This window comes from Rhodopirellula bahusiensis (assembly GCF_002727185.1).
GTDB classification, from domain to species: domain Bacteria; phylum Planctomycetota; class Planctomycetia; order Pirellulales; family Pirellulaceae; genus Rhodopirellula; species Rhodopirellula bahusiensis.
The window spans coordinates 1-25,191 of sequence record NZ_NIZW01000025.1; the positions used below are offsets into that span (position 1 = coordinate 1).

At 56.2% G+C, this 25,191-nt stretch carries 22 protein-coding genes and 1 tRNA gene; 7 read left to right on the top strand and 16 right to left on the bottom strand.

What is annotated here, in order from left to right:
• The 4 genes from CEE69_RS25045 to CEE69_RS25060 form a co-directional block, all read left to right on the top strand.
• Positions 1-1,247: helix-turn-helix domain-containing protein (locus CEE69_RS25045; RefSeq protein WP_233215618.1), on the top strand; the 1,247-nt coding region annotated here is incomplete at its 5' end.
• Positions 1,244-1,576, top strand: coding sequence for a hypothetical protein (locus CEE69_RS25050; RefSeq protein ID WP_099263345.1), 333 nt, complete (start codon positions 1,244-1,246; stop codon positions 1,574-1,576). The genes CEE69_RS25045 and CEE69_RS25050, both read left to right, overlap by 4 nt.
• Entirely contained in the window at positions 1,573-1,788 is a 216-nt protein-coding gene (locus tag CEE69_RS25055; RefSeq protein WP_099263346.1) for a hypothetical protein, read from the top strand. The genes CEE69_RS25050 and CEE69_RS25055 overlap by 4 nt, the downstream gene beginning before the upstream one ends.
• Positions 1,778-2,173, top strand: coding sequence for a hypothetical protein (locus CEE69_RS25060; RefSeq protein ID WP_099263347.1), 396 nt, complete (start codon positions 1,778-1,780; stop codon positions 2,171-2,173). Before CEE69_RS25055 ends, CEE69_RS25060 begins: the two co-directional genes overlap by 11 nt.
• A 230-nt stretch (positions 2,174-2,403) precedes the next feature.
• Here the strand turns inward: CEE69_RS25060 and CEE69_RS25065 are convergent.
• From CEE69_RS25065 to CEE69_RS25115, 9 genes are all read right to left on the bottom strand, one after another.
• A tRNA-Leu gene (locus tag CEE69_RS25065) sits at positions 2,404-2,485 on the bottom strand.
• Positions 2,486-2,632: 147 nt separating this feature from the next.
• Complete coding sequence (gene rplI / locus CEE69_RS25070) at positions 2,633-3,166, bottom strand: 50S ribosomal protein L9 (protein ID WP_011122533.1); 534 nt, start codon at positions 3,164-3,166, stop codon at positions 2,633-2,635.
• Positions 3,167-3,244: 78 nt separating this feature from the next.
• Positions 3,245-3,748 carry a single-stranded DNA-binding protein gene (locus CEE69_RS25075; protein WP_007324823.1) on the bottom strand — a complete coding sequence of 168 codons (504 nt, stop codon included), beginning with the start codon at positions 3,746-3,748 and terminating at the stop codon, positions 3,245-3,247.
• 34 nt (positions 3,749-3,782) lie between these two features.
• Positions 3,783-4,205, bottom strand: coding sequence for a 30S ribosomal protein S6 (rpsF, locus tag CEE69_RS25080; RefSeq protein WP_099263348.1), 423 nt, complete (start codon positions 4,203-4,205; stop codon positions 3,783-3,785).
• Between the two features lie 41 nt (positions 4,206-4,246).
• Positions 4,247-4,819, bottom strand: a complete 573-nt coding sequence (pth, locus tag CEE69_RS25085; RefSeq protein ID WP_099263349.1) for an aminoacyl-tRNA hydrolase — start codon at positions 4,817-4,819, stop codon at positions 4,247-4,249.
• Positions 4,816-5,433, bottom strand: a complete 618-nt coding sequence (locus CEE69_RS25090; RefSeq protein ID WP_099263350.1) for a 50S ribosomal protein L25 — start codon at positions 5,431-5,433, stop codon at positions 4,816-4,818. Before CEE69_RS25090 ends, pth begins: the two co-directional genes overlap by 4 nt.
• A gap of 198 nt (positions 5,434-5,631) precedes the next feature.
• Complete coding sequence (locus CEE69_RS25095) at positions 5,632-6,630, bottom strand: pyruvate kinase (protein ID WP_099263351.1); 999 nt, start codon at positions 6,628-6,630, stop codon at positions 5,632-5,634.
• A 16-nt stretch (positions 6,631-6,646) separates the two neighbouring features.
• The gene (gene clpX, locus CEE69_RS25100; RefSeq protein WP_099263411.1) at positions 6,647-7,930 is read right to left on the bottom strand and encodes an ATP-dependent Clp protease ATP-binding subunit ClpX; all 1,284 of its coding nucleotides are present in this window, start codon (positions 7,928-7,930) and stop codon (positions 6,647-6,649) included.
• A gap of 937 nt (positions 7,931-8,867) precedes the next feature.
• Entirely contained in the window at positions 8,868-9,818 is a 951-nt protein-coding gene (locus CEE69_RS25115; protein WP_099263354.1) for a sugar phosphate isomerase/epimerase family protein, read from the bottom strand.
• Positions 9,819-10,026: 208 nt separating this feature from the next.
• On the opposite strand from CEE69_RS25115, the gene CEE69_RS25120 reads away from it, so the two are divergent.
• Positions 10,027-11,538 carry an MFS transporter gene (locus tag CEE69_RS25120; protein ID WP_099263355.1) on the top strand — a complete coding sequence of 504 codons (1,512 nt, stop codon included), beginning with the start codon at positions 10,027-10,029 and terminating at the stop codon, positions 11,536-11,538.
• Positions 11,539-11,597: 59 nt separating this feature from the next.
• Here the strand turns inward: CEE69_RS25120 and CEE69_RS25125 are convergent, their stop codons facing one another.
• Positions 11,598-13,100 carry a methyltransferase regulatory domain-containing protein gene (locus CEE69_RS25125; protein ID WP_233215619.1) on the bottom strand — a complete coding sequence of 501 codons (1,503 nt, stop codon included), beginning with the start codon at positions 13,098-13,100 and terminating at the stop codon, positions 11,598-11,600.
• Positions 13,101-13,236: 136 nt separating this feature from the next.
• On the opposite strand from CEE69_RS25125, the gene CEE69_RS25130 reads away from it, so the two are divergent.
• Positions 13,237-14,544, top strand: coding sequence for a NupC/NupG family nucleoside CNT transporter (locus CEE69_RS25130; RefSeq protein ID WP_099263357.1), 1,308 nt, complete (start codon positions 13,237-13,239; stop codon positions 14,542-14,544).
• Positions 14,545-14,659: 115 nt separating this feature from the next.
• The gene (locus tag CEE69_RS25135; RefSeq protein ID WP_099263358.1) at positions 14,660-15,613 is read left to right on the top strand and encodes a ThuA domain-containing protein; all 954 of its coding nucleotides are present in this window, start codon (positions 14,660-14,662) and stop codon (positions 15,611-15,613) included.
• Between the two features lie 253 nt (positions 15,614-15,866).
• Here the strand turns inward: CEE69_RS25135 and CEE69_RS25145 are convergent, their stop codons facing one another.
• From CEE69_RS25145 to CEE69_RS25170, 6 genes are all read right to left on the bottom strand, one after another.
• A complete protein-coding gene (locus CEE69_RS25145; protein WP_099263359.1) occupies positions 15,867-16,358 on the bottom strand; it encodes a DinB family protein in 492 nt (163 codons plus the stop codon).
• A gap of 125 nt (positions 16,359-16,483) precedes the next feature.
• Positions 16,484-18,616, bottom strand: coding sequence for a dockerin type I domain-containing protein (locus CEE69_RS25150; RefSeq protein WP_099263360.1), 2,133 nt, complete (start codon positions 18,614-18,616; stop codon positions 16,484-16,486).
• Between the two features lie 112 nt (positions 18,617-18,728).
• Positions 18,729-19,490 (bottom strand): 5'/3'-nucleotidase SurE, encoded by a 762-nt coding sequence (surE, locus tag CEE69_RS25155; protein ID WP_199169941.1) that lies wholly within the window; start codon positions 19,488-19,490, stop codon positions 18,729-18,731.
• A gap of 51 nt (positions 19,491-19,541) precedes the next feature.
• The gene (locus tag CEE69_RS25160; protein WP_099263362.1) at positions 19,542-21,170 is read right to left on the bottom strand and encodes a protein adenylyltransferase SelO; all 1,629 of its coding nucleotides are present in this window, start codon (positions 21,168-21,170) and stop codon (positions 19,542-19,544) included.
• Positions 21,171-21,289: 119 nt separating this feature from the next.
• Positions 21,290-22,642, bottom strand: coding sequence for a DUF1552 domain-containing protein (locus tag CEE69_RS25165; RefSeq protein WP_099263412.1), 1,353 nt, complete (start codon positions 22,640-22,642; stop codon positions 21,290-21,292).
• Between the two features lie 7 nt (positions 22,643-22,649).
• Positions 22,650-25,070, bottom strand: a complete 2,421-nt coding sequence (locus tag CEE69_RS25170; RefSeq protein WP_233215620.1) for a PA14 domain-containing protein — start codon at positions 25,068-25,070, stop codon at positions 22,650-22,652.
• Between the last annotated feature and the right edge of the window lie 121 nt (positions 25,071-25,191).

Genomic DNA, 25,191 nt, shown 5'->3' on the forward strand with positions numbered 1-25,191 from the left:
CGCACGAAGTCTTTCGAATTGGTCCGCGACTACGTGTTCGACCGCCCCGTGATTGCGAGGGTGGAAGAATGATTGAACAGCAAACCAGAGGTGAACAGCTTGCCGCGTTGCGGAAGATCAAGATTGAATCCGCCAAGCATCGAGGCCGAACTGTATCGGGCGCGATCTGCAAAACGGTTTTGCGTGTCATCGACGATCGAGCGGGGCAGGAAGGTTGCTTTGCGAGCCAAGCGACCATTGCCGAGGAAGTTGGTTGCAGCGTCGCAACCGTATCCCGAGCGGTGGCGGTGCTCACGTCGATGGACCTGATCACCATCGAGCGGCCCAACCCGTATTCGTCGAATCATCACCGCATCAACTGGACGGCCGTTTTTCAGTGCGTTGCAGGATGCCAAGACGGTGATGGCACCATGCCAACACAGACTTGGCCAGACGCCAAGTCAGACTTGGCACCATGCCATGCCACACTTGGCACAGAGCCAAGACCGTCTTGGCCAGAAGCCATGGGAAACGCCCCATCAATCGCAGATTCATTCGCCCCCACCAATCGCCCCGATCAATGGGCGGAGGTGGTGGACGAGATGTTTCGATGGGGATTGAAATCCGCCGCGGTCGCAGTGGATGCCGGTCGCCAGTCTGGTTGGTCGACCGGGTACGTTCGCGAATTGTTCATCGAGGCCGGAGGCAACCGTGAGGCCCAGCGATGGGAGCCAGGGCAGCTTGCCAACTGGTTAACCGGCAAGACCCCGCCGCCGTTCGATGAGCACGAAGCCGCCCAGCGTGCCGCCGATCGAATCGATGGACCCGCCAAGCGTGACGCCAACGAGCTCCGCGAATCCGTCCGGCGTGATGGGCTGTCCCGTGGCGTTGCCGAGTTCATCATCGAGGGGCTGACGTTCCGCAAGTTGGCCGCGGCTGGCCTGGATCGCTTCGCCACCGATGCGGAAAAAGCCGCCGCCGTGCGTCTCGATGAACTGGACCGGGAGCGGAGCGAAAAACCGTCTCACACCGTCAACGCTCGCAGCGGTTCAGCACCGAACGCGATTAATGAGCCACAGAACCGAGAGCGTGCGACAGCGAGCCACACGGGACGCCAAAGACAAGACGCGGCAAATCACTCCCATGCCCGCACGCAAAATCGCGGATTGTTCCAACGGATCCCATCAAGCAACCGTGGGACCAGAGCGTTTGATCGGAAGCGAGCGGAGCTCGCCGAGTCGTTGGCCATCGGAGGAACACAACCATGATGTTTTCGAATTTCGAAACGTACTCAATCGCGGAGGTGCAAAACCTTTGCGGGTATCGAAGCCGAATTGATGCAGAAGCCGAGTTGGCATCCAACAACGTGGTGGGCGTTCGCATGGGGGCGACTCTCGTTTATCACGGCCAAGTTTTGAACGACATGGTCATGCGAGTGTCCGCGACCCATCAAGACCGTGGAGAAAGCATCAAGCGGAAACAACAGAAGCGATCCGTTGGCGGAAAGTTTGTTGCGACCCCGTGCCCCAAGTGTTCCGCAGCGATGAGCCGCGGCAAGTGCCCCGAATGCGATCGAACAAAGGACAAAACCAAATGACATCGACCAACCATGATGGCATCATCGACGACAACCGGGTTTATACCACCAAGGCGTTGGCGGTCATTCTCGGATACAAGCAAGCGAGGTCATGCGAAAACGCTTGCGAGCAGATCGGTTGCCCCGTGAAGCGGATCGGCGCGAAGTCGCTCGTTTCGGGATACGAGTTTCGGCTTGCACTTGAAGCATGGGACGGAACCGATGAGTCTTGAAGCTCTTGACCGCTACCGGGAAGCCATCGAGCGAACAGCCGAGGCCGAAAAGGCGTTGATTGATTGGCGAGCTCGTTTGGCGATCATCGAGAAAGAAATCGAGTTGAGCGGGAAGGCATCCGATACGCCGTCCAAGTCGAGCACCGAGCAGTTTATCGATGACCACCGGGACAAGCTGGAACCCGACGACATCGAGTTCCTTTCGGAACGACACCGCGGAGCCAAAGAGGTGGTTCGCTATTCGGGAGTCTCAGAGTCATCGCTCAAACGCATGGCAGACGACGGGACGCTCGAGATTCGCCGCACGGATTCGGGGCATCGTCGCTACCGCACGCTATCGGTGGTCCAGTACTTGATCACCGGGAGGGACGAACAGGATGTTTGACCCGAGGCGTGCGGAGTTGGGGGCCCGCCTTGGGTCCTCCCAGGACTTTGAACGTTGACCCGTGCGGTTCGCAGGCCCGGACTTGCGAGAGATAGTCCGTCCGGTGGATGCAATGGACCGCTCTAACCGAGAAGGAATCGAGTTAATGCAGCGAGCCAAAAACAAAAAGGCAGGTAACCCGAAGGTAACCCGCCTTTGTGGAAACGCCGCAAAAAACGACGTTTATTCGATAGGGCTGACAGGAATCGAACCTGCACTCCCGAAGGAACTAGATCCTAAATCTAGCGCGTCTGCCAGTTCCGCCACAGCCCCGTGGCAACCAGACTCAAGGCCTGGTCGTGTCTCAGTGCAATCCGTGCAAGCATTCGACACGAAAGTCGAACATCGGTGCACGGTTGCTTCTATCTCTTCTGGCGTTTTGCGTCGCGGATTGCAACGCCAAAAATATCGCAGTCCAGATCAGCTGGCGCCTGGTTCGCCGCCTTCTGCCGCAACCGTTGGCACGACCCAAACCTTCAGGCTGGCATCGACTTCACTGTGCAGGTGAATCTTCACCGTGTACAGACCCAACTCTTTCAAAGGACCTTCCAAACGGATTTGGTCTTGAGCCAAGGTGATGCCACTGGCCTTGAGAGCGTCGACGATCTCGTGAGGTCCAACGCTGCCGTACAAGTGACCTTCGTCGTTGGCGTTGGCTTCGATCGTGATCGACTGCTTGGCCAATTCGTCGGCTTGCTCGCGGTAGCTTTTCAGCTTTTCCAATTCGATCGCACGCAATTTTTCACGGTGCTTCTCGACCATCCGTTTGTGGTGGTCGGTTGCGATCGTTGCCAAACCTTGTGGCAACAAGTAGTTCAACGCGTAACCGGCTTTGACTTCGACCAAGTCGCCTTGGCGTCCGAGGTGTTCAACGTTGTGGATCAACAGCAGTTCGATACCGCCATTCTGGCCTTTTGGAAGCCGCTTGAAGTGGCTAGTCGCTGATTTTGACATGGTTCAGGGTCGAAGGATAAAGGGTTCTGATTCGGGATGATCGGAGGTGATCGAAAACGTCACTTGGCGGGCTGGATGCTAGAACGGAATGTCCGGTTCGTCGTAACCAGGGCCGTCTCCGGTCGGTTGTGAATCATGCGAGGAAGGAGTATTGGAATTGACGTAGTTGGAACGTTGCGACTCGGCAGGAGCCCCACCGGAATTCGGTCGTGAAGCAGCGGGTCTTCCGCCTCCACCACCGCCACCGGATTCACCTCGGCCGCCGATCATTTGCATGCGTTCGCCGATCACTTTGACCTTGGAACGCTTCTGACCGTCTTTTTCCCACGTGTCCTGTTTCAGACGGCCTTCGACGAAGATCGGTGAACCTTTGGAAAGGTATTCACTGGCAACTTCTGCGGTGCGTCCAAAAAGCGTGATTTCGAAGAACGAGACATCTTCGACCCACTGTCCATCGGACGCTTTGCGTTTTTCGTTGACTGCGATCGAAAACTCCGCGACGGCCATCCCACTGGGCAAGTAACGCAGTTCAATGTCGCGGGTCAAATTGCCCATCAACATCACGCGGTTAAAACTTGCCATGGTTAAGTCCTCCGAGAATTCGAATCAATCAAAATCAAGCATCCGCGGTTTCAGCAACCGCTTCGCCGGAGTTTTCGGATGACTCTTCAGCGGCACCTTCTTCACCGGTTGGTCCGGCGAAGTGTTCGCCGCGAGCGTTGGCCAAAATTGGCTCGACCAAACGTGGGTCCAACTTGATCGTCAGCTCACGAATGACGGGCTCCGACAATGCGAACGCACGAGCGAGCGTGGTCAAGTTGGGGCCTTCCATGCTGAAGTAAATCAGGTAGTAGGTGCCCTTTTGGTGCTTCTCGATTGGATAGGCGAGCTTTTGCTCCATCCACATCCGGCTGACTTGCACTTCACCACCGTTCTCGGCGATCAGCTCTTCGAGCTGTTTGGCGACGCCACCGGGATCGCGTGCGTAGTGGTTGCTATCGAGGATGAACAGCGTTTCGTAAGTGTTGACTTTTGCCACGGGAAAGATCGCGGGAGGTGCGGGAACGGGAAATAAATTGACTAAGCGCCGCTGGCGGCATTGTAACGGTTCATGGCTTCCGTCACTCCATTGGCCACCCAGCAAGCGGTGGCGTCACAGGAATGCACGACGGCATGTTCCATTTCTTCTAATTCGGTTTTGTCAAACTTGCCCAAAACATAATCGGACACCTGCCATTTCGCTGGCGGACGTCCAATTCCGATCTTTAGTCTCGCCCATTGTTCGCTGCCGAGGTGACGAATGATGTCAACCAGGCCTTTTTGACCACCTGCGGAACCAGATCGTCGCAATCGAACGCGACCGGTTTCGAGGTTCAAGTCATCACAAATGACGAGGATGTCTTCCGGGGAAAGTTTGTAAAAATCCATTGCCTTGCGGACACTTTGCCCACTGGCGTTCATGTAAGTGTGCGGGCAAAGCACCAAAACCTTTTCGTTTTCGATGCGACACTCGCTGATCTCTCCCTCAAATTTGGTCGTCGGGGGAGAACCGACATACCGACGCACCAGGGCGTCGGCGACCATGAATCCAATGTTGTGGCGGGTTTGGTCGTACTTGCGACCAGGGTTACCCAAGCCGACGACTAACTTCACTCTTCTGCTTCGCCGGAGCCTTTGCTGATCACCTCAGGTTCCGCCAAGGCGTCGCCAGCTTCGGCGATTTCTTCGTCGCGTTGAGCTTCGATGTGTGCGATCACGACGTCGCCGTCGGTGACCAATTCAACGCCTTCGGGAAGCGTCAGGTCGCCGGCGGTCTTGTGCTCGCCAACACCGAGTTCGGCGACTTCCAGAACCAAATGGTCCGGAATCGAGCCAGCTGAACAACGAATCTCAACTTCGTGTACGTTTTCGAGCAACATGCCGCCTTCGCGAACGCCAACCGCTTCGCCGTGAAGCACGATCGGCACGCCCAATTCGACCTTTTCCTTCAGGTTGACCCGAATCAGGTCCATGTGAAGGACTTCGATGCCCAAGGGATCCCACTGCATGTCGCTGACCAAAGCGGTCTCATCGACATCGCCAGCCAATTGAACGGTTTTGCTGTGGTGACGCAGCAGACCTTTGACTTGTGCCGAAGGAACCGCCAAGTGTTCGTTGGCTTCGCCGTGACCGTACAAGACTGCGGGGACATGACCGTCGCGACGCAGACGGCGAGTGGCGGCCGTGCCGGTGGATTCACGTTTGGTGACTTGAATGACGTCCGTCATAACGGGGACCGACCTGGGCAATGAAAGTGGATATGGAAGGGGAAAACCGCTTTGAAATCGTGTTCGCAGCCATCATCGTTGAATCAAAAACAGCACTTTGAGAAGTGCGATTCCGAACACGGGGCGCGGGATTCCTGGCGGAGCAATTTTTCGAAGCACGGCAGTATGCCGATTTCCGGCCTGCCTGCAAGGCCAAAACTACCTGTTTTGCGTCGCCGATCCAGTCGCTTTGGCAATCGCATCGTTGATCACTTCCAGCATTCCACCCAGCGACGCATTGTCAAACGTTCGATTTCCCAAATGCTCTCGCAAAGCGGGAGTCCAGGAAACCTGCGTCTTGCCAGGCAATCGCTGCAGTGCGAACGCCCGGTCACTGGGTATCGTCCAGGAGATTTCATCGCCTTCAACATGAATCGCACGATCCTCGACCGTGTCGGCCGGAATCAGATGAATCGGCATCGCGGACTCAATCGCCCACTGTTTTGCACCCGGTGGCGTGATTTCTTCGTTCAGCAACCAAACCGCCATTGCCGTTCGCCCCGTCTTCGGATGGGTCCAAATCAAATGCCGCATCCGACGGTCGACATGTTGACCGTTGATTGACATCAGCGCAGTGACATCGAAGACGATCAACGAGGTGGTTTGAATCACAACGATTGGCGGATCCATCATCGCTTCATTCTTCGCCAACACGCGACTGGCGATCATCCCCAGGTCCGCCCCAAGCGATTTGGCTTTCTCTGAATTGACGATCGTCGGTCGTTTGCCAATCAAATAGGAATGCCCCAGTCCGACCTCGCGAAGCTGGAACTCGCCGTCTTCTTGGACGACGGTTGCCATGATCGCCAAACCAAACAGACTGCTGTTCTGACGAACCATTTCCGTCACATCGCTCACGTCGCCATGTGTCAGCTTGGGCGTGCCCAGAAACAACAGCTGGTTGAAGCGATCACGTTGCATCGACCGAGCGACCAAACCAGGCGGCAAGCGAACGACACCCGAGTCGATTCCCCAGGCGGCTTTCGCGAGCGGTTGTTTCGCGAGCGGTTGTTTCGCGAAAACGGAACCTGGGTCCGCTGACGATGACAGCACCAGGGTTGCGAAGATCAACGCACACCGAACGGCAAACGCCAAACCAACCTGAAACAGGCGGGTTTGGCGTTGCGAGTCAGATTTCAACGAAAGGATTCGTTTCATCGGGGATTCGAAGAGCTCAGGCACTCTTGGTCGTTGGCATTTGGAACAAGTCTTGTTTGCCGGTCACAATCGCTTCGTCGATCGTGTAGACCTTGCCGTCTTCTTGTTCCGGAAGGTCGTACATGATGTCCAGCATCACGTCTTCCATGATGCCTCGCAAACCACGAGCCCCGACGCCCTTGTCGACCGCTTTCTTCGCGATCGCATGCAAGGCTTCTTCGGTGAACTCAAGTTCGCAATTTTCCATCGCAAACAACGCTTGGTACTGCTTGACCAATGAGTTCTTTGGTTCGGTCAGAACTTGAACCAGACCTTCCAAGTCGAGCGGCTGCAGGTAACTGATGACCGGCATCCGACCAACGAGCTCAGGAATCAAACCGAACTTCAGGATGTCCTCGGTTTGGACTTGAGCGACCAATTCGCCCGGAGTTTGCTCGTTGCGGACGTTGGCACCTTCGCCAAATCCGAGCGTGCGATGGCCGAGACGACGGCGAATGATCTCTTCAATTCCGACGAACGTTCCGCCGCAGATGAACAGAATGTTGCTCGTGTCCAACTGGATGTACTGTTGCTCGGGATGCTTGCGTCCGCCTTGCGGTGGAACATTGGCAACGGTGCCTTCCAGCATTTTCAGCAAGCTTTGCTGAACGCCTTCGCCCGACACGTCACGAGTGATCGAGACATTGCCGTTCGTGCTGCCGATCTTGTCCACTTCGTCGATGTACAAAATCCCACGCTGAGCGGCTTCGACATCGAAGTCGGCTGCGTGCAACAATTTGAGTAACAGATTCTCGACGTCTTCGCCAACGTAACCGGCTTCCGTCAACGTGGTCGCGTCACCAATTGCAAACGGCACATTCAGCATGCGAGCGAGTGAGCGAGCCAGCAATGTTTTGCCGCTACCCGTTGGCCCGGCCAACAGGATGTTGCTCTTCTCGATCTCGACTTCGCCGTTGCTGCCGTCGGCACCATTGCTGAGCCGCTTGTAGTGGTTGTGAACCGCCACCGCCAAAACGCGTTTGGCTGAGCCTTGACCGATGACATAGTTGTCCAGGTGCTCGACGATCGACCGCGGCGACGGGATATCGCTGAACAGTGACTTGGACGGACCGCGACGACGTTGTTCCTGGTCCAGAATGGATTGACACAGGTCAATGCACTCGGCACAGATGTAAACGTCTCCGGGGCCTTCGACGAGGGGACCGACGTCACGATAACTCTTACGACAGAAGCTGCAAAACGCATTCTTCTTCGTCGCTGCGCTGCCGCGGCGAGAGTTCGAAGTTTCCTTGGTGGGCATACACGACTCCTTACTTTTATGAGTCCAATATTGCGGGCTCGTCCCTCGGTGTCGGTGGATGACGATCAATGAGGTTTTCGCGGGCAATCGAGCGCCAACACCGAATTCGGCGTTCACGCTTTATTGTACGCGATTCCTCGCATCCACCGAACATTGAAGGCTCGTTCTCGCAAAAGAACTCGACACATCGAACGGATCGGCCACGACTCGAATGCTTTTCAACACCTAGCGACCCGGATTTGCATCCGAATCAACCCGCGCCGAAGGAACATCCTTGTCCTCGAAGCTCGAGCCACTCGTGGTTTGGTAATGGGTTTCATCGTTTGTCGATGATTGGTATGCCCGAGAATTGGGAGGGCGAACCATCGACGGTTCATTGGTTAGCGACGGGATCGGTCGATTTCGGCGACTCACCGTTTCTCCGGAACCTTATTCGTTCAGGTTCGCGATTCATTCTCACTCTCTTCGTCGAGACGAGGAGAAGGGGAAGCATCGAGACCGGAATCGGCCTGGGAGGCTGTGGGAACCGGAGGATGAGTTGTCGAAGCGGAAGTTGACCGCGTCGCTGCTTGTATAGTTCGGAATTCCTCTTCGCTTATGTCACCTTTGCGACGCATTTCTTCCAGGTTTACGAACCCTTCTGGGGTGTCTAGCTGGTCTTCAGTGTTGTAGTCGCGCAACCTTGCCAACACCCAAAATGCGAGTGCAATCAAGATGGCTAGAACCACTAGAGCAATGCCAGCCTGCACGGCCGGCTTTGCAATCACATCTGTCACAACCGAGACTTCGTTCATAAGTGCGGACTTGGAAGTTCGACACCAGCGTGAACCCTGAGAAGAGTCCTTGCCGGTGCTCTTTGATCATAGGAGTGTCCCGGTTGGCCGGTCCACTTGCAATTGTCGCAAAAAACGGGGCTTTCAGGTTTCACGAAACCGTTTCACGCCCGCTCGCACGCCTGACGCCACCATCGGCAATGCAGCAAGTGCTGCATTCCTAGACGCGGAATTCGCAGGCCTTGTTCGCAGTGCCCTTCGACACGAGCGATCACGGGGCCGGTGAACCCCATCTTCCCCAGCGTCTCGGTGACCCGGCGCAGCGTCAGCTCGCCCGTGCCGATCGGTGTGTCATCACGCCCGACGGTTCCCAGCGGCAAATCGCGAGGTGGCTGGCCCGGCCATCGATGATCGCACAAATACACCAGCTTCAGTCGCTCAGCGTTCCGCTGCAAACGAGCCCCCAGCGGCATCTCGCCCGCCGAAACCATTTCTCCCAAATCGGCCGCCAGCCCCAGATCAACGCTGGGGGACAACCACTGACACATCCGCTCAAACTCAGCGACGCTGGAGATCGCCTGGCCCGTCGCTGGCCGAAGTGCAATCGGAACGCCCCGTTTCTCCGCGTACGAAACCAGCGATTCCAGCCGTGCGGCCAATCGCTCCAGGTCTGATTCGCTCAATCCCGGCGAAAACTCGTCTCGCGGCCAAACTCCTGATCCCAGCGTCAACATCGTTCCCGGTCGCCGCTCGGCCATCCGAATCCAGTGCTCGCACCAATCGATCGTGGCCTGAACCAAATCTTCATCTGGATCCGCCAGCGACGGCATCGCCGCTTTTTCGCGGTCCAGCACAAACGGTGATTCGGTGTCAATCACGACCTGACAACGATGCAAACGGGCCTCATCGAGAAAGCGATCCCACGAATCCGCTTCCGTTCCGCTGGTCGGATTCGGCAACCGCCAATCACCCGCTGGACCTTGTTCCCAGGAAAGGATTCCCCGCCTCGGGCGAACCGCGACGCAGCGATAACCCATCGACGCCAAAGGTTCGATCGCCGAGATCGGGTCGTGCAGCAGCAACCCGCCTGTGTGGTAACCCGGTGTCATCGGCATGATGGTAACCTTGCGTCTCGAATCATCGCTCCCTTTCGGTGGCTCCCGATCGGATTCATCTGGAAGTCAACGGACAAACCTCGAAGAATGAGCGAACGGCCCGGCACCCAACGGGCACCTTGCTCGGTAGATGCAGTCCATCTTCCCTGCGACAAAGCTCGAACGCATCGCCTCCGCTCAACTCGCTTTCCACTGTAACTGAATCTCCATGTCAGATTCTCCCACCGCATCGTCCTCCACCGACAACCCGTACGCCGTCGGTGAAGCGACAACGCCAACCGACGTGGATCCCGGCGTCCAAACGACGAACGACGGCCCAATCGATTCGCTCAGCCATCCTTCATTCATCGGTTTCATCGCGACCCAGTTCTTCGGTGCCTTCAACGACAACCTGTTCAAACAGTTGCTGCTGTTGCTCGCCATCCCCACCGCGGTCGCGGCAACCGTCGCGGATGGGACTGTGATCGAAGGAGCCGCTGCGGTCGAAGTCGCCGGCGAGCTGACGGATGGACCGGCGGCAAAACCCGCCGGCGGAGGTGACTTGCAAGGGATCGCCACGGTGGTGTTCGGCTTGCCGTTCGTTGTCTTTGGCGGTTTGGCCGGATACCTCGCGGATCGGTACAGCAAGCGCACGATCATCGTGACCAGCAAAGTCGCCGAAATCGCGGTCATGGGACTCGGACTGCTCGCGTTCCTGGCCACGCCCATGATCGGATTCGCGGGACTTTGGATCGTGCTGTTCTTGATGGGCCTGCAAAGCACGTTCTTTGGCCCCGGCAAATACGGCATCATGCCGGAGATGCTGTCAGGCAACCAACTCAACCGCGGCAACGGTTTGGTTCTGATGACCACATTTATCGCGATCATCATCGGCACCGCGGTCGCCGGTCCACTGAAGGATTCGATCGTGCCGGCGGGAGTCCCACAAATGCAAGCCGCCTCGGGTTTGTGGATCGGATCGCTGGTGTGCGTCGGAATCGCCATCGTGGGAACAATCACCAGTCTCCTGATCATTCGACTGCCCGCCGCCGATCCGACGTTGAAACTCAAAGCGGAATATTTGGCGATCCCAAAAGCGATGCGAACGCTGCTGAAAACCGACACGCCGCTGTTGATCGCCCTGTTGGCGTCCTGCGTGTTTTGGTTGATCGCCGGCCTGACCATCCAAGCCGTCAACTCGCTCGGCAAAACCCAGCTCGAAATTTCTGACACAAAGACCAGCTTGATGGTGTCCCTCATCAGCGTCGGAATCGCCGCCGGTGGCGCCGCGGCCGGTGCCCTGAGCCGCAAACTGTCCGACCGGGTCGTCATTCAAATTGGCATGTGGGGTGTCGTTGCCTTCTGCGCCGTGCTCGCGATTTCGATGCCCGGCGGACAACACTTGCTCGGCTTTGGCGGTTCGATCCCCGTGCTGATGCTGCTGGGTGCCTCGGCCGCATTTTTCGCGATTCCGATTCAGGTGTTCCTGCAAGCCCGTCCGCCCGAGGAACTCAAAGGCCGCATGATTGCGGTCATGAACCAAGCCAACTTTTTCGCGATCGTAATGTCAGGCGTGCTGTATCAAATCCTCAACACGATTCTGACCTCCGCCGATCTGCCACGAAGCACCGTGTTCGGCGCGATGGCAGTGTTGTTCTTGCCCGTGGCAATCTTCTATCGCCCTTCGCTTGATCGAACGGTTTCGCCAGTCGCCCCCGCAACGACCACTCCCGTCAACTGAATCGGTCGGCAGGAACACGAAGAGTCCGTTGCGCAGGCAGGCGAGATCACTCGCTGGTTTCATCCGACCAACAAAGCCATCGCCGCGAGTCGTTGCAAGTTCGACGCCATCTTGGCATTCACCAACGGACGTAGGTTTTCCTCTCCGGTAACGACTTGGTCGCCGTCCACCAAGCCACCGTTGGCCGTCGCGTAAGCGATCATGCTCTCGATCAAATTCGCATGGTCCGTTTCCCCATCGCAGCACCGGATCAGGTGCGTTGTTGTGTCATCCAGGCGAATGGGCTGGTGTCGAAGATTTGTGACCGTGTCGCCAAGCAACACTTGTTCTCGCGAAAGATCCGTTGCGCGCGGGTGCGAGGAGACTTCGCGGCAAGCCTCAGTCGGTGACGCACTAACGGACACCAATCCCACGCATACAAGATTGAACAAATCGGCTTTCAAAGTTGCGAGCGCGACAGGCTCTTGAGATTCGCCGACCGAGCAAAGTTCCTCGAAACTCATCGATGTCGGGTACTGACTGACCAGGTGCTGAATCGCTTGTTGAGTCGCGGGATGATCAACCGTCCCGCTCAATCCATTCGAACCGGTGATCTGATCTCCCTGCAGATTTGATGACGTCACAAAGTGCATCGACTCCATCGCAGAAGCCTGCAATTGCTCGCTAACGGCAACCGATTGATGACAAAGCAAGGTCTGCCGAAACGTTCGTCTCCGAAAGAAGTCCAAAGTCTGTGCGCGTCGGATTTTCGGCAGCGACGCGAGCGCGGACGCAACGTCGGGACGAACTTGTTCGTAGGTCGAATCGCCCCAGTCCGCTTCGGCGATGGTTTGCAAACAGTGTGTGCCGGCTTCGGCCGCGAATTCGTGAAAGTAGCGAGGCCGGTTGGTGTCTTCGAATTGCTCGTGATAGATATACGCCTCGTTGGCTTGCTCCAATGCTTTCAGCTCTTCCTCCAAAGCCACGCGGTACGCGGACCCTTGCGGTACGTTTTGGGCAACCGAACTGAGCAAGGCTTTGCCATGTCGCAGTCGCGTTTGCGGATCCTCGATGCCTTCGGCGTGATATCGCATGATGTCACGAGCCATTTGACGCTGATGCCATCCCGGATAGGTGTTGTAGCTAATCAGCGCGACGCCGTTGGCAGACAACCGCGTTTGGCAAATCGCCAGGATCGCCTGCCTGGCTTCTTCAGGCACCCAGGAATACACGCCGTGCGCGATGATGTAATCGAATCGGTCCTCATCACTTTCGGCTTCCGTCATCCAGTCTTCGATCCTGCCGTGATGCAGCTGGATGTTGGTGAGACCGAGCTTCCCGATCATCGTGTTGCCAGTTTTTACGTGACCCGCCGACAAATCGATCCCTTCAAACTGGCTAAGGGGCAAGAGACTTGCCAACGAAATCAGATTGCCGCCAGGACCACACGCGAGTTCGAGAACACGACATGATTCAGGTGGAGGTGCATTCACACCGTGCAACCGAGCAATCGCGGCCATGTTGCCCGGATGAGTCGCCGGGTGAATGAAATCAGGATAAGGGACTTCGTCGTAGTTGCTCATCAACTTCGCATGAGATGGGGAGTGATCGGGCGGGACTCTGAATCTTTCGCATCCGAGGACCGTCATTCTGGATGATATGATCGACGACGAAGTTTATCACGGGCGATGTTGATCGCAGACCACGTATCTGAGCCAGGTGTCACAGTTGAACGAGATCTTTCCACGAATGGTGTGCGTCCTGGGCATCGTCGTGTTCGTGGCGATGGCATGGTCAATCAGCACCGATCGTCGTCGGTTTCCCTGGAGGATCGTGATTGGTGGGCTGCTGCTGCAATTCACGCTCGCCGTGTTGGTTTTACAAACGGATTTGGGACGTCAAACATTCAAACACATCGGCGATGGTTTTCAAACGCTGATGAGCACCGTCGACGCGGGTTCTGGCTTTCTGTTTTCGACCGGGCCGGACAATCCCTTGAGTGATTCACTGCTGGCAACTTTCGCGTTTGGAGTGTTGCCGACGGTGATCTTCTTTTCCTCCCTGATGAGCGTGCTGTATCACCTCGGTGTGATGCAACGCATCGTCTGGGTGATGGCCTGGGTGATGAAGTTCTCACTGAAAACCAGCGGCCCCGAAACATTGGCCGCGGCGGCAAACGTCTTCGTCGGTCACACCGAGGCTCCCTTGGTCGTCCGTCCCTACCTGTCCAAGATGAGCCGCAGTGAACTGTGCGCGATGATGACTGGTGGATTCGCCACCGTGACGGGAGGCTTGCTGGGTGCGTACGCGAAAATGGGCGTGGACATCAGCCACCTTCTGACCGCGTCGATCATTAGCGCCCCAGCGGCACTCTTGATCGCGAAAGTCATGGTTCCGGACACGCCCGTAGAACCAGATGCCGAGCGTTCGGGCGACAAACAGAATCCTGACGACGATGCGATGACGCTGAAGATCGAGCGAACGCATGTGAATGTCATCGGAGCCGCGGTCGAAGGTGCCAGCGATGGATTGAAACTGGCACTCAATGTGGGCGCGATGTTGATCGCCTTCCTCGCTCTCATCGCCCTGATTGATCTCCTACTCGGCGGCATGTGCACGACGTTTGGTTGGGTCAACTCGAACGATGAACCCCGAGTTACCCTCGGTGTGATCCTGGGATACGCATGCTGGCCACTGGCTTGGTTGCTGGGCATTCCAGCCTCGGAATGTCGAGCGGCGGGCGAACTGATTGGGCTCAAAACCGTCGCCAATGAATTCATTGCTTATCAACAACTCGGCCAGATCGTTCAGTCGGAGGAGCCAACGATCAGCGCCCGCACCGCGACGGTGTTGACGTATGCCCTGGCAGGATTCAGCAATTTCGCAGCGATCGGTATCCAGGTCGGCGGCATCGGTGGGCTAGCCCCGGAACGAAAGTCCGACCTCGCTTCTCTGGGTCTGCGAGCAATGTTCGGTGGATTGCTGGCGTGCTGCATGACCGGAGCCATCGCAGGCATGATGCTCTGATCAGCCGGGCCTTTTCGCCCAGAACAAGCAACTGCCCCGATCCGAAACCCGGAACGCTGAATCGGACAGTGAGTTATACTGAGGGTTCCCACCTTCCGACCCTCCCGCACTCCGAGTGAACACCTTGAACCTCTGCCGTTTACATCTCGTCCCCGCCCTGTTTTTGCTGTTCATCACCGCAGCGATTGTTCCCCAAACCAGCCAAGCAGAAACTCAAAAGCTTGTTTTGGTCGCCGGCAAACCTTCCCACCCGCCTCGAATGCACGAGTTCAACGCGGGCGTGCAACTGCTGGCTGATTCGCTCAAGGATGTTGAGGACTTGGACGTCGAAGTGGTCCTCAACGGATGGCCCAAAGACGAGGCCATCTTCGAGAACGCGAACGCAGTCGTGTTTTACATGGACGGAGGCGGTCGCCACGAAATCGTCCAAGAGGACGGTCGTCGCCTGAAGATGATCGACGAATGGGTCGAGAACGGAGTTGGCCTCGGATTCATGCACTACGGCGTGGAAGTCGTCGCCGATCAAGCCGGTGAGGAAATGACGCGATGGATCGGCGGTCACTACGAAAATCAATTCTCATGCAACCCAATCTGGGAACCCACTTTCGCGGTCTTCCCCGATCACCCCGTCACCAGCGGTGTCCAACCGTTCCAAGCCAATGACGAGTGGTACTTCAACATGCGATTCTTGTCAGGAATGGCTGGCAACCAAGCCAAGGAAATCGACGGCGTTCAATTCCAGCCAATCTTATTGGCCAAACCATCCGACGATGTTCGTGATGGCCCCTACGTTTACCCACGAGGCCCTTACGATCACATCCAAGCATCGGCGGGTCGCGCTGAGGCAATGATGTGGGTGGTCGAACGTTCCGATGGCGGTCGCGGATTCGGATTCACCGGCGGGCACTTTCACGACAACTGGGGCATCGACGACTATCGCAAAGTCGTGCTCAACGCGTTGGTTTGGACTGCGAAGGGAAATATTCCTGAAAATGGAATTGAATCCACCGTCAGCGAGGAGCAATTGGATCAGAACCTGGACCCCAAAAAACCTCGCAAGAAGAAGTAGAACGTCCGTCCAAACCGCGTCCTTCGCATAACAGCCTGTTGATTTAATCGTATATCGAATGACAACAATTAGCCGATGGGTATTAGCCCCGGTTGGCGTCTGATCAACCGCCGCTAACGCGGTACGGCTCATTAAATCAACAGTCCGATAAGCGATGGGCTACCTGATTCAGCCGGAGCAGCCATCAAGCTGCTCCGGCTTTTTTGTGCCTGGATGACTTCCTGCTGAGTTGTCGTAGCGTTCGAACCAGCACTCAGAACATCACGGGTTTGCCACATTCTCGGCGAACAGGGACGACTTGTCCGGCGTGCATCATTGGGTGAGTCCCGATCAGAATCATCATGTCGCCGACGGTTGGGCAGAAAGCTCGCATCTGCTCAGGAGCTGGATCATCGAGTTTGGATTCATCCATCGCTTCGAGTGCCGCCAACGTGTTCGCACGAACCTTGGTCATCAGTTCCAAGTATTCAGCCAGCGTGTTGAACTTTGATGGGTCTTCACAATCCACGTTGTCTTTGTGGTGGGTTTCTTCAAAGCCTTCGGGCAATTCCGTTTTGAACTCCGGAAACATCCCGCCCAGCATCATCACTTCTGCGACCACCAAGTGGCCGATTTGCCAAGCCAAGTGATTGCAACCTGTTCCGGGACGACGCATCAGGTCCGAATCTTCGAGGTCACCGAGATAGCCTCGAAAGACCATGTCACTCAAATTCATCGTTGATCGGATCGCATCTTTGACTTGCATCGCAAATACCTTGGCTTGTAACGGAATTGGCTCTCCGAATTGGATGAAGCGGATTTCGATCCAAAGAAGATCCAGCGAGCCGTCGGCGTGAGTCTAACGCATCCACAACAGCTCGAAACCGCGGCTCAAGCTAAGCAACTTGCTCCGTATTCGACGAAGACCGAGTCAACCAAGGATGGTGCGAGAACACTGGATGAAGATTCGGTTTCTTCTTCGTGATGAGTGTCATCATGCGACAGCTCATCGTCGTGATCGTGATCATCCAGAAGGACTGACACCACGGCAGGAACAAATCCACTCTCACTCGAACCTTCCGAGTCGGTCTCGTCTGCACTCGTCTCGTCCGCCGCAAACGCGGCGGCCGATGCACTGGCGACACCAGTCTCAGAATTCGCGGAAGTTGGACCGGACAACGTGTTGATGACTCGCAGAGCGTCGAGGGATGTCACCGTCCCATCTCCGGTAACGTCGTAGTAATTCCCTTCTTCCAACACTTCGTTATTAACGTTGATCTCGGATGCATCGGCCGCATTCAACGCATTGATCACTCGCAATGCGTCCAAGGCCGAAACTTCGCCATCCCCCGTCACGTCCGATGGTTGCAAAACGTTGGTGGGGCTGTCGTTGTTGATGACCTGAAAACCGGCGGTCGATGCAATTTGATATTGCGCGGCTGCCGACCGAGCTTCGAATCGCAACACGTAGTTCTGGTTGGCGGACAAAGTCACGGACAAATCGCCGGCACCGTCGTATTGACCGATCGGTTCGAGATCTTCGTTGAGCACGAAGAACGCTTCCAATGGTGCTGTTGCTCCGACCTTGGTCACTCGCAATGTCGTGTTCGCAGAAGCACGAAACAAATACGCAACTGGCTGGTTGTTCCCAGGAACTGTGATCGCGGTGCTACTGAATTCTGGCTGGTTCAGCTGCGTTTGTCCGACCGGGGATCCATCGTCGTCCAAAATGACGACCAGTGCTTCCGCCTCCGCTCCCAGCTTGGCGACACTCGAATCCACCAAACGAACCGTCAATGATTCGAGACCTTCGTTGACTGCATTGTCGACAACATTCACGGTCATCGTTGCCGTGCGCTGGCCAGATGCGAAGTTGAATGTGGCGGGCGTGACCGTGTAGTCGGAATTCACCGACGCCGTCCCCGAAATCACCACCGGGACTGAAATGTTCTGCGAAGGTGTCGCCGATAGAGTCGCACTGAGCACCACAGTCCCCTCGGATTCAGGAACCGTTTGTTCGAGTGTTGTGATCTGAACGGTCGGCCTGGTGTCCGGTGTAAGCTCCCAACCGATGTCATCCAAAATCGCGAAATCGAGTTCGCTGAGTGTCCCATCAAAGCGAGCCGTCATCGTGGTGGGCACCACGTCGAGAACCGAGTCCGCCAAGTGACTGGTGCCGTTGAGCGGAATGTTTGCCGAGCCGGGAAAGACCGCGTTGGCTTGGGGTCCAGAAAAACGACCGCCGGAAACATAACGAGTGAACGATGGTGCGGTTCCAAATCCCAAGACATGAGCAAACTCGTGAGCCACCACCGCGCGGAAGTCCGACTGGCCTGGTTCGCCAGTATCAACCGCTCCGAAGTTCCAATCCACTTCGCTTCGCGTATCAATCGTGATCGCACCCACCACCGGTGCGAAATCACTGGGTGTGGAGGCGCCCGCACCCGTCTCACCTCGAGTCGTCAAATTGCTGATGAACGCGTTGGCTTCATTGACACAAGCTTGATCGGGGCAGTTGTAACCGACGCCAAATGTGTTGTAGCCGCCCAAACCACGAGTCAACCCGGTCAGGTTGTTGCCGCGAACGTAGACGACAATCTCATTGGCCGCGGCCCGAAACGATGTGGGCAACGCCGTCAGACCGCCCGTGCGTGGATCCAAAACCGCGGGCTGCCATTGAATTTGCGAACGGCTCGGCGGATTGACCGCGGCCAATGTGTCGTTGAACCGGGCCACGACTTCGTCCACCGCCTCCTGCATCGCCGCTTTGGCTTGCGGGTAACGAGTCGTGAAGAAATTGCTGCTGTCCAACGAAAAATCCAGCCGGACTTTGAGGACACTTTCGCCCTCCGCTTCTCGTCCCGAAACATCTTGCGTGGAAACGTCCTCCGCCGCCGCCATCGCGGAGTCCAACGCAACCGCGCCCCAAGCATCCGGGTACTGGGGACCGATCATCGAATCAGCGGCCAACAGTCGTCGATGTTCTAGGTTTTCAACGCGAAGGCGTCGGGAAGACTTCTGCATGCATCCGGCTCAAATAGAAAAGCTGCGTTCCGGTCTCATTCGTCCCGCCTCGCGAAAACATTCTACGAGCCAGCCAATTCAAATCGAGACGCGCAAATCGAATTGAGTGGAATCACGGACGCAAATCCCACTCCTTCATCTCGTCGAGAAGTTCATCTCGAGTCAAGTTGAAATGAAGGGGGGTTAACGTCACACACCCCTCTCGAAGCTGGGTCACATCGCTCATTTCCGCCGGTGGCTTGTCGGGTTGTGTCCACAACGCCCAATAGTAATCACGTCCACCAGGATCCTGACGCTTTTCATAGCGTCGTCCGTACTGCGCCAATCCCATCGGCACGACCTTCACTTCGCTCGCCGATTCCGTTGCAGCCGTGGGAACATTCAAATTGAACAACCCACCTCGAGACTCATCATGACGAACGATTTCGCCAATGACGTTTCGAGCAATCACCGCAGCCGCATCGAAGTCGTTGTCGTCGGAATTCTCCAACGACACGGCGACGCTGGTCACGCCAAAGAAAGCTCCTTCGATCGCAGCCGCGACCGTGCCGGAGTACAGCACATTGATGCCCGCGTTCAGCCCATTGTTGATGCCGCTGACAACCAAATCGATCGGCTCGTCAACAAACAATTCCGCGAGCGAAAGCTTCACACAATCAGCCGGCGAACCTTCGACCGCCCACGCCCAATGAACGCCATCGCGGTGGATGGATTTTGGAACCAAAGGCGTCAAATAAGTGATCGAATGACCGACGCCACTTTGTTCCGTTGCCGGAGCAACCGTGATGACTTCGCCCAAGTGACGCAGTTGCTGACGAAGTGCCGCCAAACCCGGGGCATGAACGCCATCATCATTCGTTAACAGAATTCGCATGAGAAGTGTATGTCCATCGATGTGCGCGGCTCGAACCAATCCGAAGATAGGTTATGAACTGCACGACAACATCGAACAACCCGGACGGTGACGCGCCCACTCCGGTCGCTTTTCAGCAAAACGTTCTTTGCCGGGCTGATCGTCGTACGGACGTCGAAGCACATCCAGCAACTCAGACACCATCGAGTCATCGCCTTTGTCGCACGCATCGATTGCCAACTGAGCCAAGTAGTTCCGCAAAACGTACTTCGGATTCACCACGTTCATGCGCTGCCGCCGCTGCGAATCGTCGGCAGGAAAACCGTCGTCCGCCAAAACACGCGATTGATAGGAACGCATCCAATCCATCAACGCCTGCTTGTATTCTTCCGTGACCTCATCGGCAACGTAGTGAGCCTCCGAAAGATGATTTAGCACAACCGCCAGTTCCAAAGCGACCGGTTGCTCTCGCGTCCCAAGTTCAATGTCCGCCAACCGGCGATAGAAAATCGTCATGTCGGTTTCAGCCAACTGCAACAACGTCAACAACGAGTCGACCAACTCGTCATCGGTTTCACTTTCGTACTTCGACAGCCCCAGCTTGCCAGCCATCATCGAGTGCCAACTCTTTTGGAACTCCTCGACGTAAACCGCGATCCCACGCTGCAGCGGTTCCGCTTCCTTGACCAATGGAACCAAAGCGTTGGCCAAAGCCACCAAGTTCCACTGGGCGATCTGAGGCTGATGCGCGTAACGATACCTTCGACCTTGCGCGTCGGTGGTGTTCGGTGTCCAGTCGGGATCGTAATCCTCCAGCCAACCGTACGGTCCGTAGTCAATCGTCAGCCCAAGAATCGACATATTGTCGGTGTTCATGACACCATGGACAAAACCGACTCGCATCCAGTGCACCACCATCTCCGCGGTCGTCCGGCAGACCTCTTCGAACATCGCCGCAATCACGTCGGGGCCAATCTCAGTATCTGGCCCATCCCCGGAGAGCAAGTGCGGGAACTCCGATCGAATCGTGTGTTCCACCAACGTTTGCAACGTTTCAGTGTCTTCCCGCGACGCGAAGATCTCAAAGTTGCCAAACCGGATGAACGACGGTGCGACTCGGCACACCACAGCACCCAGTTCATGTTCGGGGTGCCCGTCGTAGAACATGTCGCGAAGCACCTTCTCACCGGTCAGCACCAAACTGAGAGCGCGCGTGGTCGGAACGCCCAAGTGGTGCATCGCTTCGCTGCAAAGAAACTCACGAACGCTCGATCGCAGAACCGCCAAACCATCGGCGGTCCGAGAGTACGGCGTCAGCCCGGCACCCTTGAGCTGCAACGTCCAGTGCTTCTCATCCGCGGTGACCACTTCGCCAAGATTGATCGCACGTCCGTCACCCAGTTGCCCGGCCCAGTTTCCAAACTGATGACCGCCGTAGCACATCGCAAAGGGATCCATGCCATCGGTCAGAGCGTTACCGGCCAACACCTCGGTCAGCTCAGACGATCCCAACCACTTGGGGTCCAAACCAATCAGGTCCGCGACTTCTTTGGACCCGGCCACCCATTTCGGAGCCGACACCGGCGTCGGTTGCACTCGCGAAAAACCCGCCTGGTGGACTTGGCGAGTGAAATTTCGCGGCTCCGCGTCCGCGGGCAAATCTCGCGTGAATCGATTGTCGAACGTCAGATCAAATGTCACGCGAAAATCTCATGGAAGCAAACGGTGCGAAGGAAGGCTACTGGATCGCTGAAACTCTACCAGTCGATCCAGTCCACACCACCGCAATTGCTTTCCCTGCATCGCGAAGGATCTCGAAATCACACGAGTCCGGACAGCGAACCATCGCCGCAGAAGTCGGGGTTTCCGAACGTTTTTTGAGCGAAACCCATCTGCTCGGCAATCGTCAGCAAGAATCGGTTGTGAGAAACCTTGCCGTAGTCCTTGGCTCGACCGGTTCGCAGTCCCAAGCCACCACCGACACATACAAACGGGATGTCGTTTCGGGTGTGCGAGTTGCCTTTGCCAAGCTCATTGGTCCAGATGATGGTGGTGTTGTCCAGCATCGATCCGCTGCCACCGGGCTCGGGTGTGTCCTGCAAACGTTTGGCCAAGTGAGCGATTTGTTCGCAGTACCAAGTGTTGATTCGAATCAGCTTCTCGTATGCGTCTTCGTTCGAATCGGGCTCGTGCGACAGTCCGTGGTGTCCTTCGTCGATGTCCAACCAACGCATGCGAGGCTGGCCAACACTGTTGGTGATTTGGAACGTTGCCACGCGAGCGAAATCGGCCGCCATCGAACTGACCAACAACTCCATTTGCATCCGAGTGATCTCGGGCATGTTGTCGTTTTGGACTTCGACGTTGGGCGTCAATTCAGGAACCGCGTGGCCGACCGACTTGGTGCTGGCTTCCAGTTCGATCTTCAGGTCCTTTTCGACCTTGCGAACCAACTCGACGTGCTGCTGCAACAAGTGCCGATCTTCCATGCTGACCATCGACTCGATTTTCTTGAAGTCGTCAGTCAAATCGTCCAAGACACTCGCCAGCAACTCACGGTTCTTGGCTTGGCCGTAGAGTTTGTCGAACATCTTGTAAGGATCGTCGATCGGAGCGACCGGCTGGTTGGCTCCCGCGTAAGACATGCGAGTCCAAGTGTCGGCTCGATCGGGAACCATCACACCGAATTCCAACGAACCAAATCGTGTTCGCGTCGATGGATCCGCTTGCAGTTGATTCTTGAGAAATTGGTCAATGCTGATACCCATCGACCATCCCGCGGGCGTGTCGCTGCCGCCTTGGATGTCACCGGGGAACAACTCGATGCCGGTCAGCAAGCAACCCATGCCGCGCATGTGCCCGTCGCCGTCACCTTGGATTTGATTACACAAACCCTTGATCGTCAGCGTTTGGTCCGCGAACGGTTCGAGTGGTTTCAAGATCCGCTTGAATTCCAACTTCTCTTCGTCACCCTTTGGCCAAAAGTGATCCGGGATCACGCCGTTGGGGCTGAAGACGATGATCAATCGCTGACGCGGCGTGGCATCGGCCGCCAAAGCCAAGCTGGGCAGGTTCATCGTGAAGTTCAACGCCGCAGCACTGATACCGGTGCGTTTCAAGAACCGACGACGTGAAAGACGTTTCGATGGTTTACGCTGCGCGATGGGTTCCATATTCATTTCAAGCTCCCGCCGTTTGGTTGTTCTTGGGTTGGTTCTTCTTCGACTCTGACTCAGGCAACACGTCACTCGCCGCAATCACGGCAATGTCGACCAACAACTTCTTGATGTTGAAATCCGATTGCCGAAATGATTCCGTCAATTCATCTAAGCGATGGGCGCCATAAGAGGCCACCGGTTGCTTCACAAAGTACTGGAACATCCGAGTCACAAAGGCTCGATGCGTGTCCGGATTCGCGATGGCCACTTCGGCCAATCCACGAGCCCCTTCGAAATTGATTCGTTCGTCATCGCGAGTCAGATAACTGCCAGCCGCGTTGACTTTCTTGTTCATGTCCTTGTCCCGGAATCTGCCCACCGCATCAAAATGCTCGAGCGCGAAGCCCAACGGGTTGATTCGCGAGTGACAAATTTGGCAACTCTCGGGACTTGTCTGCAATGCGACACGTTCGCGAGTCGTCAAATCGGGATGCAAGTCGGGACTGAGCGGCGAGAACGCTTCGTTGGGTGGGCGCAGAGTCCGTCCCATCACGTGGCGAATCAGAAACACGCCGCGATGGATCGGCGACGTCGCCGCATGGTAGGACAATCGAGCCATCACCAACGGATGTGTCAGCACACCCACATGAATGTTCGGTTCGCGAATGGTCTGTGTCCACTCGTCTGATCCACGTTTGTCATCCGCCTTCTCGCCATCGGTTTCGGCTGGTTTCCAAGCGTCCCCGTAGAATTCCGTCAAACGCTGGTTCGTGAACGCCCAGTCAGCCCCCAGCAATTGCCGGAAGTCACTGGTTTCGCTCCAAACCGTTTCATCCAGGAATCGATCCAACGAGCTCCGCAAATCCGCGATCAACTCTTCGCTGAAACCGGGATACTTTTCATCGTCTTTGCGAAGGTCGTCCTCGGGACCAAGCTCCATCCAGTGATAGAGCATTTGCTTCAGCTTCACTCGGGTACGAGCGTCATCGAGCATCCGCTCGGCAGCCTGCCGAATCGATCGTTCGTTCTTCAACTGATCTTTTTTGATTTGCGTCAGCATCCAACTTTCGGATGGCAGAGAATCGTGCAAAACCAATGCCAAGCGATTGCCCGCTTGTTGCGAAACCGTTCGATCGGCATCAAGACTCGGGTACAAGAAACGAGGTGATTTCAGCGTCATCAACACGACTGATTTGATGATATCCGTTTCGTCCTCGAAAGCTTCCATGGCTGGAACCACGATGCGTTCGGGCTGGACCGCTTCTTCACTTCCGCGGTGAGCGACGGTGACGAAGTCGAGCAAAAATCCCTTCAGCTTCTCCTCTCGCGAGCGATTGTCTTTTCGGTTCTTGCGAGCAAAATCATGCCACAAATGGTCTCGCATCGAGTTAGCAAACTCGATCGAAGCATCCGTGACGGCGGTGTCCCAAGCAACATCAACAGAGATCCCACGCTCAAATCCGTAGCTGCTGTCATCGGGCGGCATTCTGGTGGACATCTGAAACGCCGGCGGATTCCAACCTGGAACCAACGCCGAGGCGGGAATGATTTGCTCCACTCCACCAGGCGGGACCCACGACAACGAAATGCTCGCTGGCGGCGTTTCACCTTTTCGTTTGCGTTGATTGAAATCGATCTTCAGTGGGTAGACGCGACCGCCAGTCAACATCAGCGTGCGGCGAAACTCATCACGACCTTCCGACTGAACATGGTTGTCGATCAGCTGATTTGAGTCGTGACCAAAATCCATGGTGAAGGAAGTCTTGCTGCGAACAATGATTTCATAGCGACCCGTTTGCTCGACGCGCAATCCACCATCCCAGTGAGCATGGAACTCGTCCCAAGGAACTTCTTCACCAGGTCCTTCCTTGCCAAATTCAAAATCGACGACCGGGTCAACTCGTTCGATCTTTCGGTCCTCTTTTTTCCGACCTTTGCCGGTGTAAATCTCGACCGACAAACCATGTTCCGACTGGTGCTTTTCCCAAGTCGTTTGTTGCAAGCCGGCAAACTTGGCATACAAGTCCGACAGGCTTTGACGGAACTGTGCCCCGGTCAAGCGTTGCAATGATTGACGCGGCGGACGATTCCGAATCTGCGCCGCTTCGCTGTAGAACGCATGATGGATGTAAGCGGCCACCGCAGCAGCGTCTTCGCCAACACAGAGATCGGGATCTTCTTCTGGCATCGTGTCGACGATGATTTCGGTCAGCTCGCCGATGGAACCATCACCCACCAATGCATCGGGGTAGTAGTCTTCCGTTCCGACACCTTTGTCGCCGTGACATTCCAAGCACTGCTTGGAATAGATCTTCAGTCCCGCGGAGAGAATCGGATCTTCAGCGATCACGGTATCAAGCGTGCTGTTTTCGGCGGCCGAAGTCGGTTGAGCCATGCAAGCTAGCAAAGCGAACGATGCGGCCGCACCGATCCAAGAGCTCATTCCCACGCGGGTGAAAATTCCCGAGCAGCAGATGGCGGAGGCGCGTACCAAATTTGGAATGCGTCGCATGTTTTCAATAGGAAGGAAAGGATGTGAACCCGTGGGGGTGGGAGCCAGAAAA

What these genes read in the sequence shown, in the direction of transcription:
- CEE69_RS25060 (WP_099263347.1), top strand. Translation starts at nt 1,778, where the DNA reads ATGAGTCTTGAAGCTCTTGACCGCTACCGGGAAGCCATCGAGCGAACA.
- CEE69_RS25075 (WP_007324823.1), bottom strand. Translation starts at nt 3,748, where the DNA reads ATGGCAAGTTTTAACCGCGTGATGTTGATGGGCAATTTGACCCGCGAC.
- CEE69_RS25125 (WP_233215619.1), bottom strand. Translation starts at nt 13,100, where the DNA reads ATGAGCAACTACGACGAAGTCCCTTATCCTGATTTCATTCACCCGGCG.
- surE (WP_199169941.1), bottom strand. Translation starts at nt 19,490, where the DNA reads ATGCGAATTCTGTTAACGAATGATGATGGCGTTCATGCCCCGGGTTTG.
- rplI (WP_011122533.1), bottom strand. Translation starts at nt 3,166, where the DNA reads ATGTCAAAATCAGCGACTAGCCACTTCAAGCGGCTTCCAAAAGGCCAG.
- CEE69_RS25050 (WP_099263345.1), top strand. Translation starts at nt 1,244, where the DNA reads ATGATGTTTTCGAATTTCGAAACGTACTCAATCGCGGAGGTGCAAAAC.
- CEE69_RS25055 (WP_099263346.1), top strand. Translation starts at nt 1,573, where the DNA reads ATGACATCGACCAACCATGATGGCATCATCGACGACAACCGGGTTTAT.
- CEE69_RS25150 (WP_099263360.1), bottom strand. Translation starts at nt 18,616, where the DNA reads ATGCAGAAGTCTTCCCGACGCCTTCGCGTTGAAAACCTAGAACATCGA.
- CEE69_RS25095 (WP_099263351.1), bottom strand. Translation starts at nt 6,630, where the DNA reads ATGAAACGAATCCTTTCGTTGAAATCTGACTCGCAACGCCAAACCCGC.
- CEE69_RS25115 (WP_099263354.1), bottom strand. Translation starts at nt 9,818, where the DNA reads ATGCCGATGACACCGGGTTACCACACAGGCGGGTTGCTGCTGCACGAC.
- CEE69_RS25090 (WP_099263350.1), bottom strand. Translation starts at nt 5,433, where the DNA reads ATGACGGACGTCATTCAAGTCACCAAACGTGAATCCACCGGCACGGCC.
- CEE69_RS25170 (WP_233215620.1), bottom strand. Translation starts at nt 25,070, where the DNA reads ATGAGCTCTTGGATCGGTGCGGCCGCATCGTTCGCTTTGCTAGCTTGC.
- CEE69_RS25120 (WP_099263355.1), top strand. Translation starts at nt 10,027, where the DNA reads ATGTCAGATTCTCCCACCGCATCGTCCTCCACCGACAACCCGTACGCC.
- CEE69_RS25145 (WP_099263359.1), bottom strand. Translation starts at nt 16,358, where the DNA reads ATGCAAGTCAAAGATGCGATCCGATCAACGATGAATTTGAGTGACATG.
- clpX (WP_099263411.1), bottom strand. Translation starts at nt 7,930, where the DNA reads ATGCCCACCAAGGAAACTTCGAACTCTCGCCGCGGCAGCGCAGCGACG.
- CEE69_RS25165 (WP_099263412.1), bottom strand. Translation starts at nt 22,642, where the DNA reads ATGGAACCCATCGCGCAGCGTAAACCATCGAAACGTCTTTCACGTCGT.